Below are 21,429 nucleotides of genomic sequence, written 5' to 3'. Positions count from 1 at the left end.
TGTAAATGAAAGTATTGATTCTTGGTGCGACCGGTCACGTTGGTAGTCGCTTAGTTACGCATCTCAATCGGCAAGGTTACGAAACAATAGCCGCATCCAGAGGGCGTTTAAATACGAACATTCCAGGGCGTATCACGCTTGATAGTTTAAACCTGGAGGCATTGACTCATTACCTCAAAGGCGTTGATGCCGTGGTCAATTGTGTTGCTGGTGATAAACACTCAATTGGTAAAGGGGCTGATATCTTGGTACAAGCTGCGATCGTTGCAGGTAAACCAAAGATCATCCACTTGAGTACGATGTCTGTCTATGGCGGTCATGAGGGGAATATTACTGAATCTCACGCATTTGATCCAACTTACGGCTGGTACGCTGCTGCAAAATGTGAAGCTGAGACTTATATGCAAAAATATGCGGCGGCTGGCGGGCAAGTTATTTCATTTAGACCTGGATGCGTACATGGGCCTGGTAGCCACCTATGGGTAAGCCGCCCTGCAAACTTGTTAAGAACATACAGGCTTGGGGATTTAGGTGATGCTGGCGATGGTTGGAGTAACCTAGTGCATGTGGATGATGTCGTGCGTGCCATTCATGTAGGTTTGAAGATATCTAAAAAAGCGGGGGAGGCGTTGTTTTACAACCTGGCAGCCCCTGATAGCCCGCGATGGAATCAATATTTGTTTGATCTGGCTAATGGTATTGACGCGACGCCGATTAAACGTATCAGTCGACTGCAACTCAAGCTGGACTCAAAAATACTGAGCCCAGCGATTAAAATTGCACAAATTTTGTGCCGTAAAGCAAGGCGGGATGCTTCTTGGTTACCAGAACCGCTTCCACCTAGCCTATCCAGACTTTTTGAGCAGCATATTTTTCTGAATGCTGAGAAGTTTAGCAACGAATATGATTTTACTTACATGAGTTACTCACAAAGCCTTCAGGAGTCTATCTCCTGGTATAACGATATTAAGTATTAGCAACATAGATCATATGAAAACAGAGACAAATAACAGGTATGCTTTTGCAGATGGTCTACGAGGGTTGGCGGCACTCTGGGTAGTCTTTTACCATTTATTTCATGGTGATCATGTGACCCAACTGAGCCTGTTTCTTGGACATTCGTTATCTGCCATTATTTTTGAATACGGTAATCTCGGGGTTCCCATATTTTTTGTATTAAGTGGCTTTGTCATGGCAGTCACCACCAACAAAAAAATCATGGGGGTTTCGCAATCAGCCAAATTCATGCTTAGAAGATTCATAAGACTTTCCCCGCCCTACTATTTTGGGATTATAGTTACCCTGATACTTTTATACGTTAAGACCCGCTTTGTAGAGCCAACCATTTCATTTCCAGATATGAAAGCTATTGTTGCCCATGTGTTTTACATGCAAGGGTTCTTAGGTATCAAACAAATCAATGTTGTGTACTGGACGCTGTGCTATGAAATCCAGTTTTATTTGGTATTTAGCCTAGTGATTTATTTGGCCTCTCGCTTCAGCCAAGACAGCCTTAATCATTTTCTTGTATTGATATTCTTCACCATGCCAGGCCTATTATGGCTGGGACTGGTATCTGAGCCAACTCCCCTGCAAACTTATACCAGTCACCATCTCATCTTTATCAACTATTGGTATGCATTTAGTGCAGGTGCGGTCGTTGGCTGGTCAATAACCCGTTATAACAGGTTTTATTTTGAAAAATATTTGATGCTATTTTATGTAGCAACCATAGCCATCGGATATATCAAAATGGATGCATTCGCAGTCACTGCAGGTTTAACGGCTTTGATTCTACATCTGGCATTATATAAAAACAAAATGGATAGCTGGTTAAACTTTAAGCCATTACAAACTCTAGGCTTAATTTCTTACAGTTTATATTTAATACATAATAATCTGCTTGGTATTGTTGCTAGGCTTATCAGAAAAACGCTAGATACAGGAGTTGTCACAGATCTGATCGTTGCGATAGTATGTACCCTGACTTGCTTGATTTCCGCGTTTTTAATGTATATGTATATTGAAAAACCAGTCATCAAGCTTAGCCAAAAGATTAAGTATTAAGTAGCCTCAGAAGGTTTATTCAAGTTTGATTAAGTCCCCTGCTACACTTGATGGTCCTTCTATGCCGCTGGTTGCAACCACTGTAATATCGTAATCATCCAGAGGCCAGGTAAATGTAACTGCCTGGTCATTCTCTAGATTATAGGAGTCATAAATCACATAATCGTTTTTTTGTGGATTGCGAATAACAAATCTCAATTTGGCACCACCAGTGGTTTTTGCTTTAAGTTGATACTTAATACCTTTCTTAGGTTTGGCCCAGTCAATCGTACTCACAGAGCGTCCTGAGGAGTTAGCCTGCACAATTGGCTCTTCTGTAGCGTCGAATTCTAATACTTGCTTATACGAATTAAATTTACCAAGTACATTACATGAGGTTTCGCACTTTTCACTGTCTGGCAAATAATTGTACCCCCTCGCCCATGGCCCCCTCATAGATAATATATTTAGATTCTTGTTCGCTTGATAGCTAACACCATTACCATCGACCCAGCCTTGCACTGAAGTAACCGCTCTTAACGCTGAATGCAGTCCTCTAAACTCAGCATAAGATAAATTGGTAGTCGTCCATGTATTTGCACCGATCTCCGAGTAAATAACAAATGGTGTACCGTAATTTCTATCAACAACATATGCGCCATAAGTTTTAAGCGTATTTGCAATTTTCTTAATCAATGGTGTTTGAATTGATGCTGTATTAAAACCAGGAGGCAACATCAATAATGTACCTTCTGGAATTGAGCCTGTGTAGTTACCTGTGTTGTTATCAGTAGAGGTAGAGGGGAAAACGTAATCTTTAGATAAAGCATTATCTGTGAGCGATATTGCTAAGGCATGTCTAAACATGTTATCACCATCATCTACTTCATGCTTTCGAATCATGCCTGCGCAGGCCGCGATACCCGTTGCTCGCCCACCATGATAGAAATGTGCTGGGTCACCCCATCCACGACCATCAAGGGGAGTCCAAGCATATAGCAATGTCGTCCATTCACCATTTACTTTTTTCAATCGATAAAATGAGTGAATGATTTTGTTCTCAACATCAAATATATCTGCATGGGCATCAGCCCCTGATGCTGGTAAAACATCCTCAGGCCAATGAGGAATTGTAATTTCTGATGTCAGCACCTCTGCATCTCTATCATGCACACCACCATAACCTGGACCAACCTTGAGCGTTACGGATGAGTGACTTGCATCTGTAAGAAAGCAAGAGGCGGAATATGCTGGCGTGTAAGCAGTTGGGTTATAAAGAGAATTGGGAATCACATAGTTTGAAAAAACTGGTGAAACTGGCCGACTATTCCAAAATGAGTCTAATGCAAACGGACGCTCATATGTACCATAATCTACTGAAAAAGCGTTTGTAGCGAACAGAAAATTAACTATGATTAATTGGCTAGCTAACTTGGCTTTGCGATACTTCATCTTGGAACTCCTTTTAGCAATCTCATGAAATTATTTATTTGTTATATTTTATTAACCAATATTTACATAATAAAAGATTAATTGCTATTGATGTAGTAATTATTTTTAAATTAGAAATAAAAAAAGGCACCTAAGTGCCTTTAAACATTTGATAAGTATTATGAGGAGCGAAGCAATGCTCGAGACTTTTCTCTAAAAGGTTTCTCTATTAATAAATAAGTAATATGCGAAACTATAAATGCTATCAACAAAAATAGAGTAATTAACCCTGCTGCTTCCAGGGCAGAGAATTGTGGTGTTGATATCCCATGGATCATCAATTCTGGTCGGTGAAATAATATTCGGATAACTTGCTGATAGCACCAAAGTACCGCGCCATGAGCCATATATAGTGAATAAGAAATGGTTCCTAGCCATACAAGCCATGCATGTGAAAGAATCCTTTTAAAGACATTTGCAGGGCTGAGGGTGATAGCCGCAATCAATAATGCACTGACTGGATATATGAAGAGCGCTGTACCAGTATATCCTTGCGCTGTGGACGCAATAATAATGATCCAGAATATTGAGAGAGGAATAAGCCATATACTTAACTTATATACCCCATCATGAGGATATTTTTTTACTTTTTGTATACCGTAGGCAGTTAAGCATCCAACAAAAAAACCAGCTAAGCATCTCAGCATGAAATTGTAATGTTCCGGATCAAATGCATACAAAACATAAATGCTGACAATTGCAATCGACGCAAAAACTAGCGTTTTAAACTCTCTGAACCAGTGGATGATGAGTGCAAAAATAACATACGTATAGAACTCCGCGCTAATTGACCATGCTGGGCTATTAAAGGACATAGCGGTTTCATTAGGCCAGAAAGCTTTTACTAGAAAAAGCTCTCTTAAAAAAGCAGCTAAATTATTTTGTACAAACGGTGCTTTACTATGGCTTTCAATACCAAAGTAGGCTTGCAAAATATATTTGAGGGTTTCAATCCCTAATGCAACAAGTAGAAAAGTTAGATGTACCGGATATAAACGGCCAAATCGCAGGAATTGAAACTGTAGAACCTCTTTTGCAGAGTTCAGCTTATTGCCATAAGCTGAGTAAATTACAAAGCCCGACAAAACAAAAAACAAGTCGACCATGATCCCGCCACCTCTAATTAACGGGATCTGATGCAGAAAACTATTCCAGCCTGGAATGTGGTACATCACTACGATTAAAGCAGCTATACCGCGAATACTCTCTAACTCATCAATTTTATTTTTATTATTTGCAATCGAGCTCATTTTGCTTACTTTCAGATTAATACGTTATCAAGTTAGTCTTTTCTGGACTTTACCCATTCCACTTGCCTGTTCACAAAAAAACCAAGATATAGCTTGATTTTACGGAAAGCATAGACAGGAGCAAATGTTAGTAATGCTTTCATCGATAAGATATTGCGGCCGTGTTTTATCCAGGCGATTAAAACAAAACTATTGAAAATCACAAATAACAATACTCCCGCTCCCCATGGGAAAAGCTGCCCAGAGATTAGAGCAATGCAGGCTGAAATACTTGCAAATACGAATGCAAGCAAAAATAGTAATGCGAGCGGTGGGACGCATAAATCAAGCGCCATAGCGATCATTTGAATGTCAAAGGTTTTAAGTCCGCGCCACAATAATGGTAGCCCTTCTTGGGCAATCATCCCGAGATGCCCGTGCTCCCAGCGTTTACGTTGAGATTGTTCTCCTTCACTATGCTCTGGAAACAAGCTACTTACAAAAGCCTCGGGACAAAACTTTGGCGCCAATTGCTGATTTGTCAGGTCAATACCCAGTTTCATATCTTCTACAATACTGCCATGTGCTAAATTGGCATCAGCTATTTGTTTCCAAGGAAAAGCCATACCAGAGCCCATAAGCAGCATCGGCATTCTTAAGCGATAGAATCCAAGCGCGCGCGTCCAACTTTTTACAACATAAGCAAATTCGGACAATCGGGTCGGCACTTTGGCTTCTGCCGGAGATTGAATAAGGTATAACCCTTGTACCGCCCGCTGATGCAACGTGACTGCCTGAGCAAGTGCGGAAATACAGTCTTTGGAAATCTGGCAATCTGCATCAAAAATAACCAGAATTTCGGGCGGATTTTGCTTTAAAAATTGAATACCATAATCTAGCGCATATCCCTTACCACGAAGGTCTTTATTTTGCCGTTCAATCGCCTCCACCCCCATTGCTTGCGCTAACTCAGCAGTATTATCTACACAATTGTCTGCAATAACGACTATACGGGTATGCTCAGTCGCTTGTGCTTGAATAGAGCGTAAAGTTTCCTGTATGCCTTTAGCTTCGTTGTGCGCTGGGATAAGTACCGCAACGCTCGCCAAGGAGTTTTCAATTTTTCTTAACTTAAAGCCGGGCAAAACTGCAAACAGAATTTGAATGGAAAATACTATGACAGGAATAGCCAGGATGATAAAAACTATCCAGTAAAGCCCACTTAAAATACTTTCCATTCTCTTCTTATCCCTATGCTTTTACGAAATAATTACTGATCTTTTAATAAAGTAGCAGAAATGCTTGATTGGTTATCGACACCACTGGTTAATACTAATTTTGGTACGAAACTATCTACTGGCCATTCAAAAGTGACTGATTGCCCATCTGGCACATTGCCAGTTTCATAGACTAATTTTCGCGTAGCACCATCAAGTACTTTTAAGTTTAACTGTGCACCACCAGTCGCCGTGACGGATAGTTTATAGCGCTCACCTTTTTGGGGCTTAGCCCACAAAACCGTGTGCATTGAGCGACCAGATTCATTGGATTGTACTGTTTTACGGCCGCTTCCGGAAAAAACAATGGATTGATTATAAGAGTCATATTTTCCTAGTGCCTGCCCGGACTCTAGGTACCATGGTCCTCTCATAGATAAAACATTTACATTTGCATTGGGTTGGAAGTTGTTTCCTTCAGCATCAAGGTAACCGGAGACTGATGTTACCTTGCGTAATTGTTTGCGGAGTAATTGTAACTCCTCAGCTGCGGCATTGTTCCAAAGCCCCTTGTGTATATCTAGTGAGCCGCCTCGTTCTACATAAATTACGTAAGGTGTCCCATAGTTTTCATCTACAACATAGGCTCCGTGCACTTGTAATGTTTTGGCAATCTTCTTGATTTCTGGCGTCTTGAATACATTAATATCGAAATCTGCAGGCAACATGATGAGCGATCCTTCAGAAATCGGTCCCTTGTTTTTATCCACAAAACGATCAGAAATTGTCGCAGGAAAAATATAAGGCGGATTTGCTGATAGTGAGTTATGTGTCAAAGAAATGGCTAGCGCATGATGATAGAGTGGCTCGCCATCACTAATTTCATGTTTGCGAATGATGCCTGCACAGGCAGGAACGCCTGTCGCACGAGCGCCTTGATGGTAATGTGCCGCATCTGCCCAACCTGAGCCTTTCATCGGCATCCATCCATAATGCGTAGCTCGCCATTCACCATCTACTTTTTTCAACTGCCAGAAAGAGTGGATTATGCCAGTTGCTACATCAAAAATATCAGCGTGCCCATCACCCCCGCTCGCTGGAATTAAGTCAGCAGGCCAATGAGGAAGTATTAGCTCCTCATGAAAGGTTTCTGCATCAGCATCAAAGACCCCTTTTTGTCCCTTTGTACCCTTAATTTTCATAGGCTGATCTGAGGTAGTTGCATAGAAACAACCCGTAGAATATTGGCCATTGTGGATGGATGGGAAGTAGTCAGAAGTCGGAATCACAAAGTCACTAAATACCGGATTCAACGGTTTACTGTTCCACAAAGAGTTTTTAGCAAAAGGGGTTAAATAAGTTTGGTCTTGAGCACCGTAGCTCACTTCATTGCTGCAACCAATACATAAAGATATTAATGTGGCAGAGATTAGTTTAAAACTTTTCACCATAATATTATCCAATACTGTTAGTTAGCCTCAGAAATGTAACTGGAAAGCTTGGAAAGCTCTTTGTCCAGATTGAATTCGTTTTCAACATATATTCTGGCTGCCTGGCTTATACGCAAACGTAAATCCGGATCTTTGATATAGCGTGATATGGCATTCTTTAAAGCGTCTTCATCCGCGGGCGGAACAATCAGTCCGGTGACGCCGTGTTCAATCAACTCACTCACTCCGCCAACATTAGTACCCACTACCGGAATACCAGAAGCCATGGCCTCCATAAATGACACAGGAACGCCTTCTGCAAAACTGGGTAAGACGAAAATATCACTTTCCAATAGTTTGGCTCTCACAGTCTGTTGGTTCGCGTAGCCATGAAACAAAATATTTTCTTTTAAATCATTCTTAGCCACCAGCTGTTCCAGGTGTACTCTTTCCGGGCCATCGCCAATCAATGTTAATTCAAAAGTCGTGCCTTCTTGCTTCAGTTTAATCAGGCTATTAATCATTACCCCCACCCCTTTTTCAGGGGCCAATCGGCCCACGTAAATGAGCTTTGCAGGCTGGCCTTGAACAACAGTTGGTGCAGATTGCACAGTTTGATAATGGTTAAAATCAATCCCGCAATGCACGATTTTTAATTTATGCCAGTCAGCGGCGTCTGAAAACAGCATAATCTGGCTTTGGCAATAGTGGCTAATGCATGCCACAAACTTAGAGTACTTAAGTTTTAAGTCAAGCGCCCACACTAATGGTTCAAAGAAAATATGGGGGCCATGTATCGTAATACTGTACCCTACCCCCGATTGCAAAGATGCCAGCATGGTAATCGTGCCACTGCTATCACCAAAATGATTATGGACATGCTCAATTTGATGTTTTTTTAATAGCTGCACCAAAAGCAGGGATTCCTGAAAATAAAAAAGCTGGTACAAAAATCCTTTAATACCAGGTCTTGCGCTTTTCAGCGCAATTTTCCAGGCATGTAAATAGCGTCTGGTATTAAATAATAATCCCTGAATATTTAACCAGGCGAGCAAAAGCGGGTTAAATGGCAATAGGTAATCTGTTTCATCAAAGATTTTTTTTACCTCTGGGCTGATTAAATGCTCACCGCCCGGTTTGTTAGTCGAAATGGTAAAGACTTGATGCCCCAATTGGCGCAATCCCGTTACTTCTCTTTGAATAAAAGTATCGGTGGCTCTTGGATAGATACTGGTGAAGTAAGCAATACGCATTTGATGCACTCTTGAGATGATGTTATTTAAAAAGTCAGCCACTAGGCTGACTTTAGAGGTAGTTTATGACTTTAGTGCGTGCGCCCAAGGCATAGGCGGCTGTTCTGGACATGAAGTTTTCATTATCTGTACACCGGTATTATCGCGCGCATTCTGTATTGCCAAAGTGACTTCATTCAAATGCAACGCAAAGTCCGCAGAGGTTCTAGGCGGACGTTGCTCCTTAATCGCGCTTAATAATTCCATTGGTCCTAGGGCAAAATTCATTTTTGTATTACCTTTTTTAGGCCCCATGGGGTGCGATGGGCCTGACAGTTTTAACTTTCTTGTAAACAAGCTGTTAATCAACTTTCTATGTAAGACATAACGGCGTCTGGTTTTTACAACCGCTGCGTTATTCCAGGACTCATTTACTTCGATGACGCCTTGCTCGCAAATAATACGCAGCCCGTGATTGTGTGGTGCAACAATCCCACAGGTGATACGTGCGATCAGCCCACATTTGAAAAATAAAGTCGCTGTAGAGTAATCAGGTGCTGTTTGTTGATTATTTGGTAACTTATCTTTGATGATCTCTGCCGAGGCTGCAATCACCTTTTCTATCGGACCAAAAATCATCATCAGCCAGGATAAATAATATCCAGCGTGTTCCAGAGTGCAGCCTACTTTGAACTCATCTTCAGCTGGCCATGGCGCACCAGACTCACTGATCCATTTTTGATAAGGGGCTTGCGATATAAAATCATCATCCAGCTCCGCATAAACCAGCAGTGGTTTGCCCATGAGCTTTTCACGTACAGCCAGCCAAACTGTCTGCGCTACCTGGCTTAAATAGCTGCAGGGCGCTGAGGCGAGATAAAGGTCTTTTTCAGCGGCAATTCTATGTAATTCAAAAGCATCTTCCATTTTGATACTCAGCGGCTTTTCACTATACACATTGTAACCAGCTTCAAGACAAGCCTTGCTCACCGTAAAGTGTGCATGTGGATTCGTAAGATTCAAGATCAACATTGGACGTTCTTGGGCATCTGAAGTATTAAGCAACTCTTCCAAAGACGCTGCAGTAGGCACATGCCAATAGTCAGCAAAAACCTTTAGTCGTTGCTGATTGATATCATAGGCCTTCAGTACTTTAACTTCTGGAAAAGTTTGCAGGGATCGCATGTAAAAATCAGCGACATATCCAGTCCCTATAATTGAAACGGTGTACATAACCAACCACTTATAAAATAAAAAACTTTTTTGCTTGTGCTGTCGCTCATGATTAAAGCGCAAGCACGCTAATCATCAAGTACGGTGTACTTTCAATTCATGTGACTGCATTTTTGTTTGTGACAATTTAACGCTGCTGAGCGATATACCAACAGTAAACCATAAATACCATTCATAAATGAGATAGTCGATGAGGTTGTCTGAGTAGGACATAAACAAGTATTCAATCATCATTACAATAACCATGAAGATCAATAGTTTGTTTCTTTTATATACAGTTAAAAGAGCCTTAAGATGTGCATATAAAAGATACAAAAATGAGAGTAGTCCAAATATTCCAAGTTCAAAGAACAACTGCACATAAACGCTGTGAGCATTAATTTCTACAGTTTGCATTTGATATGCGTTAGCCTTGATAATGCTTGTAGAGTAATGAATAAAGCTCGCTAGCCCGTACCCAAACAAATAATGCGTTTTTGACATCCAGTTTATGGCATCAGTCCATACTTGTTTACGCCATGCATATGAATTCAATCTACCATACCCATCGGCACCAAAGTTTGAGCCCTGGGCCAAATCCATCACACGGTCCCTGATCTCTGGAATTAATAGTGCCAAAAATGGCGCGAGTAGAACTGGGAGCAAGAGTTTTCTCTCATGAAATGAAGCATACAAAAGAAAAAATACATAACAAGCAACCCATGTAGACCTGGTCTTTGTCATCAACAAGAAAAAGCATAAAAGCACTATGTATACCGGCAAAAACTTATTAAATGTTGGAGAAACCAAAGATGGCTTAGCTCTCCACAAATAAAAGGAAACGGTAATTACAATGACCAGATATGGGGCATAAGTATTCGGATGGGGAAAGGTGCTTTGTAGACGAAGGCCTTCATTCAAAGAGTGATAAAAACCACTCAGGCCGAATGTCATACTAAGTATTGCATAGATTGATGGGATAAACGATGAGTACACAATCATCTTCATCCACTTAGAGAAGTCTTCCTGTGTTTGAACAACATAGAGCCCAAGTGTAAACATTGAACAATAAGAAACAAATAATAAAAAAACCTTCAAGCTTGCAACGAATGCTGGTGCATAAAATATTGAAACAAAAGCAAGCGTGAGAAAAATGATCCAAGATAGCTTGATTGAATCAAGTTTTATATCGTATTTAAGTGGTTTTTCAAAAACCATCAGTATCGCGATAAGAATAACTAAAGCGTTTAGAACTGCACCTAAACCGAAGCTACCTAATTTGATTGCATTGAAAATTGAGTCTAAAGAGGCTCGACTTAGAATAACCAATATGAAGAAAAAGTATCTGTTAAATACAAATACTAAGCCCAATATAATCGCAACCGGCAATGCGGCAAGATAGGCATAATGCTTTCCTGAAATCTGAACCAATATAAGTGAAACTAACCCAAAAAATAAGGCTGCAAAAACTGCCAACAGTGAAAATATCACTTTTGATTTGTTAATGTTTAATTGGGCCATTTCTGCAACCTGTATGTCATCTCAATTATTTAATCATTATTATTGTAAGCAATTGAGTTTTATTGATCTAACAACTCAACACTTACAAACTGGCGACGCTTGATTTTTCTGGTCACCCAGTTTTTTACGGCATACCACTCATCAAGCTCCCTGCTATTTTTGAGTGTAAAAAACATATACTTGATTAGCATACATAAAGTATGGCGTGTAGATAATACCTTGCGATAAGCTAATTCTCGTGACAATCCATTTGACTTGCCGAGTACGCAGCTTAAAGTATCTGACATCTTATTGAATCTGCCTGCCAGATCATGATGGGATACATTAGGCACTATTTCTAGCACTGTACCACCATATGTGCAAAATGGCGCCGGATCAAACCTTTCAATACTGTGCCTGGCTGAAAACGAAGCCGCAAGATATCGTGAAATTTTAATCGAGAGTGAAATTTGGTCTAAAAACTTTGTAGCCCCTACATTATTGCCATGCCATCTGTATTTGATTAACACCTCATCAATATTGAGGCACTTTCCCAGCACACCTAGCTGGCCAAATAAATAGTAATCCTCGGCCAATCCATTGACGACTAGTTGCTCAGACTCAGGTAGAAGATTGATAAAATCGATACCATACCTCATAGCTAAAGCTTGAATTGTCGAAAACCGCATCATCACTGTCGGATGTATGATTGGATTTTTAAAGAAAAAAGCTGCTTGTAACCTTGCAATATCCGTAGGGACTTTAATTAAGCCGGTCTCTTTACCTGCACCATCAATTTTTAATGCGTGACCACCAATGACATCAATATGTGGATGGCGTGCAAAAGCCGCCAAAGACTTTTCCATTCTATCGGGAAAGGCGACATCATCTGCATCATGGCGCATGACGAAATCGCATTGACACAGCTCAAGACCTTTGTTCAATAATCCAGACAAGCCCACCGCGTCTAAGAATTGGAATACCACTATACGTTGGTCGGCCTTTGCGTAATCAAGCGCCATCTCATAGCTGCCGTCAGTAGAGCCATGATCCAGTACAATCAAACGCCAGTCAGAAAAGTTTTGATTAATTATGCTATCTATTGCTTCTGCGAGATAAGCGACACCATTTTTTACCGGGAGTAATACATCTATTTTAGCCATGTTCGAGGCCCTGTTTATTCGCTAAAAGTATTTTGATTTTTTGACAGGTTTGTTTGATCTGGCAACAAACAACTCTTTCGCAATCGTAAAATGCAAACGCGCTCGTCCAGTTCTTCCCCTCACTCTTGCAACTACAGCTCTAAAGAGCCTCATAATAATATTACGATAACCCAACATTTCACGATGCGTATAATAAGCTAAAGCAATTTGCTCATTAATAATTTTTTGATCATTCATATTTACATTAAGATATTTCGCTTCATAAGCTTTCACTCGATAAAAGTAAGCCTCTTTTTCTCGCAAGTAATATGCGGCCCACTCTTGATCTTCAGCTGAAAAAACCTCCTCTAAAAATGGCCGTTGCTGAATATGCAATGTTTTTAACATCGTACAAGAATTAGACGCTGCCAGATCTAGACTAAAATTATATTTAGTTACCATTGCTGGCTCCCAATTCTCACTTTCATTAATAGCGGGAGTCAAACAAAAACCAAGGTAGTTCTCAATCGAAAAACTCTCTAACGCCAATCCCTTTTCAATTAAAGAGCGATCATTCAAGAGGACATGTGAGCTTATGATTAATACAAGTTCAGTTTTTACATAGTCTACGCCGATATTAATTGCCTTCGAAAAGTTGAACTCCTCATCAGGATAATCAACAACTTGAAGACCTAGCTTTTTGATAGCTTCTTTTTGGCTATAGTCTTTTGATGAATCAACAATCACATAATCAGATGGAGGGATCGTTTGCATTTTTAAGGCATCTAGAACCTTAAGTAGCAAAGGTAGGCTATTGTATGTTCGGATAACAGCCGAATAGTCTTTATGTGTTCTCATTATCAAAAACTCGAAATCGGATTGAAAAAACTATTAATTACAGATAGCGATGTACCATTCTTTAAAATCCAGCCAGGACTAAAATGATTATCATCCCAAAAAATTGGTGCATTATTAGCATCAAAATAATCACAACTACCTCTTTTACAAAAAGTGCTTCTCAAATCAACTGTGATTAAATGGTTTTTACTTTTTAACCGATTTACTACGGCATCTAAGAACATGTCGCCATTATTACTAGCCCATTCTTTATCAATATAAGTTGAGGGTGGCTTAACTCCCCACATCCGATATCTTTTCCAGACATGGCCGATTGCTACAGGCGAGTATGGTGTTGGTTTAACAATCACCACTTTGACTTTCTTTTCAATTAGCGTATCCAGAAACTCAGCCATGCTGTTTATTGCATAATCTCTATTTTGCTCAATATTTAGTTCAGGACAATGCGGATATTTCTTGGCACAAACCCCAGGTCTATCCCAATCAATAGAGTACCAGTTACCTGAAATCACAATCACATCAAATTGGTTTTTTTGAATTAAGCGCTCAATTTTCTGGAAGCTTTGATCGCAGCTCCACCCTTGATCATGTCTATTTAATCCTGGCAAAGGCGGACAGCCAATCGTAATAGCAAATGTTACAGATGCGTTTTTTAAGTTATGTACAAACCATGGGTACAAATGCTCGGCATGAGAGTCTCCCATAAGCAAAACCTTTTGCGGTGCATTCTCATTTAACGTCAAAGTCTGCAGTGATTGAGCCGGCAGTAGTTTAGAGTTTTCATACTTACCTGGAAGTTTTAAAGCTGTTGAATATTCTTCTGGATAAGAAATAATATTCGGTCTGTTTGCAGCGCCATTAGTCCAGACAATGGCGGTCACCAATATGCAAACCAGACCATAAGGAATCACTACTTTTAACAAACTATACAGCGAAACATTTTTCGTGCGGAATACTTGCTCAATCCATCGATAAGAAATGTAGCCAAAGATAATACTTAGTATTAATCCGGCAACTGCAATAGACTTAGGGACAACAGCTAATCCATAAAAGTTGATTGCGATGACGACTGGCCAATGCCACAAGTAAATTGAGTAGGACCAGTTGCCTAAAGACTGAGTAACTTTATTAGACTCAAGCCTGGACCAAAACGAATTCGATTCCTCAGCCAAAATATAAATAGCTGTAGCAATCACCGGAATAAGTGCGAAGCGGCCTGGCCAAACTGACTCCCATACCCCACCACGACCCAACCAGACACATGCAGCAAACATTGCCACCGATAAACACTTAAAATAGCCCGCATGCTGCTTAACCCATAAATTGAGTTTGGTATTCTTCAACAAAAGTACATGGCCACCAATAAGCATTTCCCAAGCTCGTGAAGGCAAAGAGAAAAAGGCTTTGGGCTGATCAATTAATGTTAAATGTAGTGAATAAAAAAATGACGAAAGTGTCAGCGTTAGCAATATTAAATTCAACAGTTGCTTGGAGTATAGTCGCTTACTCCAGCCAGAACTCACCGCCGTGGCTACTTTGTAAAGTGCAAAAACTATCAGCGGATAAGCACAATAAAACTGCCACTCGACAGACAATGACCAACTGTGCAAAAACCATCTTTCTTCAATCCCTGAGGAGAAGTAACCTACACCTTTGGCAAACTCAGCATTGCTTATAAACAAGAGTGCTTTGATCGCACTCTCGGCAAACTTCATATAGTCATCGGCAGGTAATAAAATAGCCCCAAACAAGCTCAATGCTAAAACTAGCCCAATAAGCGCAGGCCATATTCTTGTCGCACGCGAATAAATAAACTTGATATAGCTAAAGCTATTCTTATCGAGCATATTCACAATAATTTGAGTCATCAAATACCCGGAAATTACAAAGAATATGTCTACCCCAATAAACCCAACGCCAAAGCCTTTGACTTTAAAATGATAGAAGACGACAGATACTACAGCTAATGCTCTAAGTGCATTAATATCATATCGAAAATTGGGTTTTAACAGGTTCTTATTCACAGCATGCTTAAATTGTTTGTTAGCCGTTAGGTGGAGTTATTTGATTAAGTGATTTTGATACTGATTGATAATCGACTCTCTCAATTTTAAATAGGTGTCCTTATTTTTAATTTGGAGATAGTCTGTTTCAGATGGAAGGACTTCTTCAGTGTTTGTTTTGTACCAAAAAAGATCTAGGAACGAGGCGATTCGAGCATCATTCTCAGGCTCTGCATGAATGAAAATAACAGGAACTTGCATAGCAAGACAGGGTAATGCAACATGAATTCTGTTGGTAATAACGAGTTTACTGGCACATAAATCATTTAGCCTGGCTTCAGCCAATTCTACTTTCCTGGGTGCAGCTGTGTTTTCTTCGCAATTTTGTGTTGCATATTGAATATTCTTTATCTGGTACTTATCAATAATGCTATTCAACAAATGTCTTGCGTCACTAGTGTGACCGTCAGGATTATTTAAATGTGCATCAACAACTAGGCATTCAATGGTTTTTTCAACATCACGTTTATTGAGTGTTAACGTGGGGCAGCCAGAGTAATAGGCATTGATACCAACCGAGCTTAATGCCGTTTGCGTCGCAAAATCTCTACAACCTATCGGAGTATGTTCTTTAAAATAGTTAACTGCTTGCTTTGAATTTAAGATGTGTTTGTTTGCTAGATGAAAGCCTATAAAGATCGGAGTAATAGCCTTAGTGGGTGGAAATGAGTTTTCATCATGAGAAAACCAGCCATTTAAGATAGCCTTGCGTTTAAATATTGAGAAAACCTTTGAAAGTCTTTCTCTTGGAACATATTTAACATTAAAGTCGAGAGCTCTCAAAAGATCATGGCTAGCAATAGACTGCACCTCGTCACCAATATTGGTTAACTTGGGATAGGAAAGTACATATACACTTTTTTTGTCATATATCAATCCATTAAGTGGTGAGCGCAATATCAAATCTCTAATATTTAATAAAGTTTTCTTAATTTGTTTTTTTATCATTTCAACATCGACCTAAAATAAATATCTAAATAATGCCATTGAGCCCAGATTAAAGTAAGGATCTTAGCTTTCTGAACACTCTTGTAACTAGTAAAGACTCAATTTTATTTTTATAAGCCTTATGCTCTTGTAACGAGCCTTCGATGAAGGGATATTCAAATAAAATATTGAGAACATTTTGTGGGATTGAATATAAATTATCTAATTTAGAATGTATTGACAATAACTCATTCAGAAAGCTACCTGAAGGAGGCGGTAAATTTTTAGGAATCTTATATATCGAGTAAATTTCATTCCACAGGTGAACACAAAAACTATTCTTGATAATTTCATTCGATGCATCCTTTAGTGAAGGGTCGAAGAAGTAACTCATATCATTAAAGTTTATGGGGTAAAACAGATGCTTATCTACCACCTGATCGACCATTTGCAACTCACTCACTGTTTTGGTAATTAATCTGGGGCCGATTTCCCCCCAAACAAATTCTTTACCAATTTCGCTAAGCTTTTTTGACACCAGATTATTAAATTGCTCATTGTCAGAGAACATGACGGCACCATTAACCAACTCATCACTTTCCCAACCAAAAACAAAGGACCCCTGTTTGCTCTCAGCAAGTGCAATCCATTCGCTGACATTCTTTAAGCAAAACACATCAGTGTCGAACCACCAACCAGCCTTTAACTTACATAATTCATATCTAAATGCATCAGAGAAGGCGGCGAGATTTCCCTTCTTCCCTGCTTGTGTGTATGAATAGACTTCAGAGAGTGGCAAAACCTCCCCCCCATCCTTGAGTATTGCACCATCTGGTATGGCTAATTCGCCATAAGAGTAAACATGTACTTTAAAGCCGTTCTTTACGAATGACTCAATACACTTGGCTTCGTACAGTGATAGCGAATTCCCCACCCATAAAAAATTTGCAATATCTGCGTGCATGTTAAATATTCCAAGTCATCTAAATTAATTCACTCAAACCGTTTAAATTTTTTCAGAACTGTTGTTAAAACTTTCAAGAGTTCTGATTCAGGACCAGATGGCTTATTCATCAGTAGCCATAACAATAAATTCAAACCGGCATAAACAAGAAAAGCAGAGAGCACCATACCTATGACCTGTAGTGCTAACTCAAATGTGCTACTACTCTCAAATGAGGCATTTGTTTGAATCACTAAGAGAAAATACGCCATACCAAGCACACTGGCGATAGCTCTAGCATTTGAGTTCACTTGCTCCCATATGCTGATCCCTAACATCTTACTAATCAAATGCATATTAATCAGTAGCGATATTGACCCACTGATGGCACGGCCGAAAATAACGCCCATTAGTCCAAAATAAAACAAACCGCCGATAATTATTGGAAGCCTAATAATGAAGTTAAGCATATCTCTATAAAAAAGAGTTTTTGTTTTACCAACAGCCATTGCAATTGGGTGCACTTGGGAGCCAATTGTCTGCAAAACATATATACATGAAATAACTTGAATGACCTGAACTGAAGGCAGCCACTTTGCCCCCATAAGTAATAAAACCAAGGGGTAAGAAATCGCAGCAAAACCAATGCCGAGTGGTAATGCGATGGCTGTAATAAGTGTTTGAGATTTTACATATGCATTTCGCAATCTCTCCTTATCTTCAGCAATATGAGAGAACCCCGGAAAGAGAGTGTTTTCAAGTGGCTGGATGGCTTCACGTGTTGGAAGCCCAGCCAAGTTGTCGCCCACAGTATAGAAACCTAAAGATTTACTTCCTAGCTGACTTCCAATTAACAGTTGATCAAATTTCCAATTTAGGGTGTTTACAATTTTACCAAGTGTAAGCCAAATCGAAAAAGACCAGATATCACGAAGGTGCAGATAAGTAAACTTAGGTTTATAACTTATGATGAGATAAGAAACTAAAACCCCAACAAGTTGAGAGGTAATAACGCCAGCAATCAATGCCCAATAGCTGCGGAACAAAAAGGCAAAAACTACTGAAACAATAACTGACATTAATTTCTGCGAGACTGTGACCACAAATTCTTGCCAAAAAATTAACTTTTTAGTCAATACAACCATCTTAGGGTTTGTAAAGCCCGAGATCAGAATTGAGCCACTAATAATCCACATGATATTAGTCAGCCTAACGTCATGATAATAGTTGGCTATAAATTCAGAAGAAAGCCAAAATATAAAAGCAAGGAAAACGCCTCTTGTCAGATTCAGACTCCAGGCTGTGTGAAAGTGCTCCTCTGATGGTTCTTTGATATGAATTAAAGCAGATGCCAAAGATAAATCTGTTACTGCCTCTATAATTGCAAGTAAGGCTAGAACAATTGCAACTAAACCAAAGTCTTCAGGTGTTAATAATCTGGCAAGTATTATCGTGCTGATCAGGGCCAGAAAATTAATAATTAGTTTCGCGGCACCCAGCCAGAAAACTCCAATAAAAAGCTTTTCTTTCATTTATACCTGTCAGGAGTTTAAGTATCGGGCTCCCCTAAAAGCCAATACTTAATATTCAACTAATTTTATTTTTATGGAACGAGTAAACCGGGGCTTTTCTGCTCGACTGCCAGAACAAACTCTTTGATAAAGCGCTCTTGCAGCGCATAAGCCTCGCTAGCCTTCGCTTCATCAGAAATCGCTGAAGAAACCCGGACTAGAATGCCATCATCCAGACGTCCTTTAAGTAACCCGTCTTCAATAATTTTTGAGCGCATCTGCAATCCAGATGTCATGGTTCTATCACCGACTCGAATCCAATAACTGACAGCCTCAAGATGGTTTTGACCATAATAGAGCTGCTGCTTGCCAATAACTTGTGTACTTTTGCTTAGGTTGGAAAACACTTTCTCTTTAGACTTAAGCATTTGATAGCCTTGCGCCGGATAACAGATATCTGGCTGGTGTATTTTCACATCCTGGCGTTGCTCTTTGGCATAAGCTAGCGCAACCATTACTTGCTGACCATCCTTGTTTACATAAGTACGCATTAAGGTGTCATCGTACAACTGGTTAATCAAGCTTTTTTCATCACTAACCATACTGACTTGTGGTGCTGACTGTTGAATTTCCATCCAGTCGTTAATCACGCGTGGAATATTCTCTTCAAAATTGCTCTCATTCTTTGCAAAATGCGCATGTGGCTTTAGAAACGTTGCTAGCCCTGAAAATACGAGGCTAATTAGCAATAACTGTAGCGCTGATATCAGCTTTACATGTGGTAGTTTGAGGTACAGGTCTTTCATTGCTATCGCTAATCCTGGCTCAGCAAGCTCTTAATGTTAAATTTTTCAGCAATCTTTTGAATCACGGAATCAATCACGATAATCAAAATGAGTGCAGTCAGAAAAAGCACCATACCAGAGAAGTTATGCAAGAAACCCTGCCCTGCTTCGTCGCCCATGTGGTATGTAATCAGTGCCAGTGTGCAAACACGCAGCACATTGGATGTAAAAGATACAGGCACAATTAACACTGCCAGCAAGACATTTCGCCAGAAGGCCTGATGATTAATCACATTAATATACAGCAAGCCTATAGCCTCTAATGTGAACAAAGAGTTAAGCCCGGCACAGGCATCAGCGACCAGCAGTTTATATTGGCCAATTTGCAGAATTACCCCTGAACGCGCGATCGGGTAATCAAGCGCATAGAGCAGATGATCGGCAGCATAGGAGACGGCAATCTTCATGGGCTGAGTCAATATATCAATGACTGAGGCTGGCCATGGCATTAAAAATATAAAAAAGAATAATGCAAACCAATATTTGTAAGCGATTTGCAAGCCAAATAACAGGCAAATCACCCCGCACAATATTAAGACCAGTGACAGGATAGAAAAGATATAAACGCTTTGTGAATATCCAACAATGTAGATACTGGCGCCAATCAATATTAAAAACCAACCCAATATTGGAGATGGCTTAAAAGCCTGAGGCTTTTCCAAAATTTGTTTAGTTTTAAAATAAAAAAACCAGATACCAATACCAAGAACAATCGGGCCATGTGATTGGGTATCGTTATTCCAAACCGTGGTGAACAAATCATAAAAGACCGGTACAAACAGCACAAGGATTGACAGTAATATTGCCAAGTAGCCTAACAGTTTTTGGCGAGCGCCATTGTTGCCAGTCATTGGCAGGGACGATAGCGACATATTAACTAGTCCACATTCAATGCGACTTGCACTTCAATGCCTAACCCACGGCACGTTTCAATCGCATCTTGGGTATCTTTGAAGCTGGTTTTATGTTGTTGGGTGGAAACTAATACCCCACCTACTTTTTTGGCGACAATCTGTGCGTCAGAGGATTCGAGTATAGGGGATGTATCAATAATAATGACATCGAATTGCTCTGAAAATGTAGCTAGCAGTTCATCAAGTGTATTTTTATTTAGCAACTCTTGCGGGTTGGGTGGTACAGCTCCCGCAGTTAACACGCTCAGATTGAGCAAAGATGAAATCCTTACGACCACATCAATAGAAGCGCGACCAACCAAGATGTCTGACAAGCCATGATTATTATTGAGTTTAAATAATTTATGTTGTTGTGGTGATCTCAGGTTGGCATCAATAAGTAAGGTACGTTCACCAAGCTGAGAGAATACCACTGCCAAATTACCTGCAAGGTTACTCACACCATCGCCACCTTTGGGTGAGGATATGGCGATGGTTTTAAATCCACGCTCAAACCAGCGTAGCATCAAGTGTGTCCGTAATGAACGCAAAGACTCAACTTGCTTTGAAAAAGGATCAAAAGCGGCCACAAGGGTGTTGCTAAAAGAAGTTTTTTCCGGTGTTAAATACGGATAATCAAACTGATAAGATAAAGCTTGATTGATATCTTCCATCGTAACAAAGCCCAATGCCAGTGCCGCCTCTCCAAAGCGCATAGACTTTTCTTTCTGGAATTTCAATATGCGCTCAGCGTCTTTATCCGTGATTTTCCCCATATCAAGCAAGAGGTGCCCAATACTGGAAGACACCGTTTTCAACGGCGCTTTGTTTTCTGTTTCAATAATATTCATACGCGATCACTTTGCTTGATAAATTGTTTTGATGACAAG

18 protein-coding genes are annotated in these 21,429 nt (G+C 40.0%); 2 read left to right on the top strand and 16 right to left on the bottom strand.

What is annotated here, in order from left to right; all coding sequences use genetic code 11:
• Nucleotides 1–5 precede the first annotated feature (5 nt).
• Together OH31_RS14030 and OH31_RS14025 are read left to right on the top strand one after the other, a co-directional pair.
• Entirely contained in the window at nt 6–977 is a 972-nt protein-coding gene (locus OH31_RS14030) for an NAD(P)-dependent oxidoreductase (RefSeq protein WP_024931225.1), read from the top strand.
• 13 nt (nt 978–990) lie between these two features.
• Nucleotides 991–2,067 (top strand): acyltransferase, encoded by a 1,077-nt coding sequence (locus tag OH31_RS14025; protein ID WP_024931224.1) that lies wholly within the window; start codon nt 991–993, stop codon nt 2,065–2,067.
• Between the two features lie 15 nt (nt 2,068–2,082).
• Here the strand turns inward: OH31_RS14025 and OH31_RS14020 are convergent, their stop codons facing one another.
• The 16 genes from OH31_RS14020 to epsG form a co-directional block, all read right to left on the bottom strand.
• A complete protein-coding gene (locus OH31_RS14020) occupies nt 2,083–3,498 on the bottom strand; it encodes a hypothetical protein (protein WP_024931223.1) in 1,416 nt (471 codons plus the stop codon).
• A 158-nt stretch (nt 3,499–3,656) separates the two neighbouring features.
• The gene (locus OH31_RS14015) at nt 3,657–4,787 is read right to left on the bottom strand and encodes an acyltransferase (protein WP_019882379.1); all 1,131 of its coding nucleotides are present in this window, start codon (nt 4,785–4,787) and stop codon (nt 3,657–3,659) included.
• Between the two features lie 32 nt (nt 4,788–4,819).
• A complete protein-coding gene (locus OH31_RS14010) occupies nt 4,820–6,004 on the bottom strand; it encodes a glycosyltransferase family 2 protein (protein WP_024931222.1) in 1,185 nt (394 codons plus the stop codon).
• A 32-nt stretch (nt 6,005–6,036) separates the two neighbouring features.
• A complete protein-coding gene (locus OH31_RS14005; RefSeq protein ID WP_024931221.1) occupies nt 6,037–7,434 on the bottom strand; it encodes a hypothetical protein in 1,398 nt (465 codons plus the stop codon).
• 17 nt (nt 7,435–7,451) lie between these two features.
• The gene (locus OH31_RS14000; RefSeq protein WP_024931220.1) at nt 7,452–8,666 is read right to left on the bottom strand and encodes a glycosyltransferase family 4 protein; all 1,215 of its coding nucleotides are present in this window, start codon (nt 8,664–8,666) and stop codon (nt 7,452–7,454) included.
• Nucleotides 8,667–8,729: 63 nt separating this feature from the next.
• Entirely contained in the window at nt 8,730–9,878 is a 1,149-nt protein-coding gene (locus tag OH31_RS13995; protein ID WP_024931219.1) for a Gfo/Idh/MocA family protein, read from the bottom strand.
• A 75-nt stretch (nt 9,879–9,953) separates the two neighbouring features.
• Complete coding sequence (locus OH31_RS13990; protein WP_024931218.1) at nt 9,954–11,378, bottom strand: O-antigen ligase; 1,425 nt, start codon at nt 11,376–11,378, stop codon at nt 9,954–9,956.
• A gap of 59 nt (nt 11,379–11,437) precedes the next feature.
• On the bottom strand, nt 11,438–12,520 hold the full coding sequence (locus OH31_RS13985) for a glycosyltransferase (RefSeq protein WP_024931217.1): 1,083 nt from the start codon (nt 12,518–12,520) through the stop codon (nt 11,438–11,440).
• A 21-nt stretch (nt 12,521–12,541) separates the two neighbouring features.
• Nucleotides 12,542–13,357, bottom strand: coding sequence for a glycosyltransferase family 2 protein (locus tag OH31_RS13980; RefSeq protein WP_024931216.1), 816 nt, complete (start codon nt 13,355–13,357; stop codon nt 12,542–12,544).
• A gap of 2 nt (nt 13,358–13,359) precedes the next feature.
• The gene (locus tag OH31_RS13975) at nt 13,360–15,381 is read right to left on the bottom strand and encodes an acyltransferase family protein (RefSeq protein ID WP_024931215.1); all 2,022 of its coding nucleotides are present in this window, start codon (nt 15,379–15,381) and stop codon (nt 13,360–13,362) included.
• A 36-nt stretch (nt 15,382–15,417) separates the two neighbouring features.
• Nucleotides 15,418–16,368, bottom strand: a complete 951-nt coding sequence (locus tag OH31_RS13970) for a polysaccharide pyruvyl transferase family protein (protein WP_019882389.1) — start codon at nt 16,366–16,368, stop codon at nt 15,418–15,420.
• A gap of 49 nt (nt 16,369–16,417) precedes the next feature.
• Nucleotides 16,418–17,311, bottom strand: a complete 894-nt coding sequence (locus tag OH31_RS13965) for a hypothetical protein (protein ID WP_024931214.1) — start codon at nt 17,309–17,311, stop codon at nt 16,418–16,420.
• A gap of 29 nt (nt 17,312–17,340) precedes the next feature.
• Nucleotides 17,341–18,822: a lipopolysaccharide biosynthesis protein gene (locus OH31_RS13960; RefSeq protein WP_024931213.1), complete on the bottom strand. Its 1,482-nt coding sequence runs from the start codon at nt 18,820–18,822 to the stop codon at nt 17,341–17,343.
• Between the two features lie 71 nt (nt 18,823–18,893).
• Entirely contained in the window at nt 18,894–19,607 is a 714-nt protein-coding gene (locus OH31_RS13955; RefSeq protein WP_024931212.1) for an exosortase C-terminal domain/associated protein EpsI, read from the bottom strand.
• Between the two features lie 8 nt (nt 19,608–19,615).
• The gene (gene xrtB / locus OH31_RS13950) at nt 19,616–20,518 is read right to left on the bottom strand and encodes an exosortase B (RefSeq protein WP_024931211.1); all 903 of its coding nucleotides are present in this window, start codon (nt 20,516–20,518) and stop codon (nt 19,616–19,618) included.
• A gap of 5 nt (nt 20,519–20,523) precedes the next feature.
• Complete coding sequence (gene epsG, locus OH31_RS13945) at nt 20,524–21,390, bottom strand: chain length determinant protein tyrosine kinase EpsG (protein WP_024931210.1); 867 nt, start codon at nt 21,388–21,390, stop codon at nt 20,524–20,526.
• Nucleotides 21,391–21,429: the final 39 nt, after the last annotated feature.

It is taken from the genome of Methylophilus sp. OH31, assembly GCF_000576615.1.
GTDB lineage: Bacteria > Pseudomonadota > Gammaproteobacteria > Burkholderiales > Methylophilaceae > Methylophilus.
This window is presented reverse-complemented; position numbering and strand designations above follow the sequence as displayed.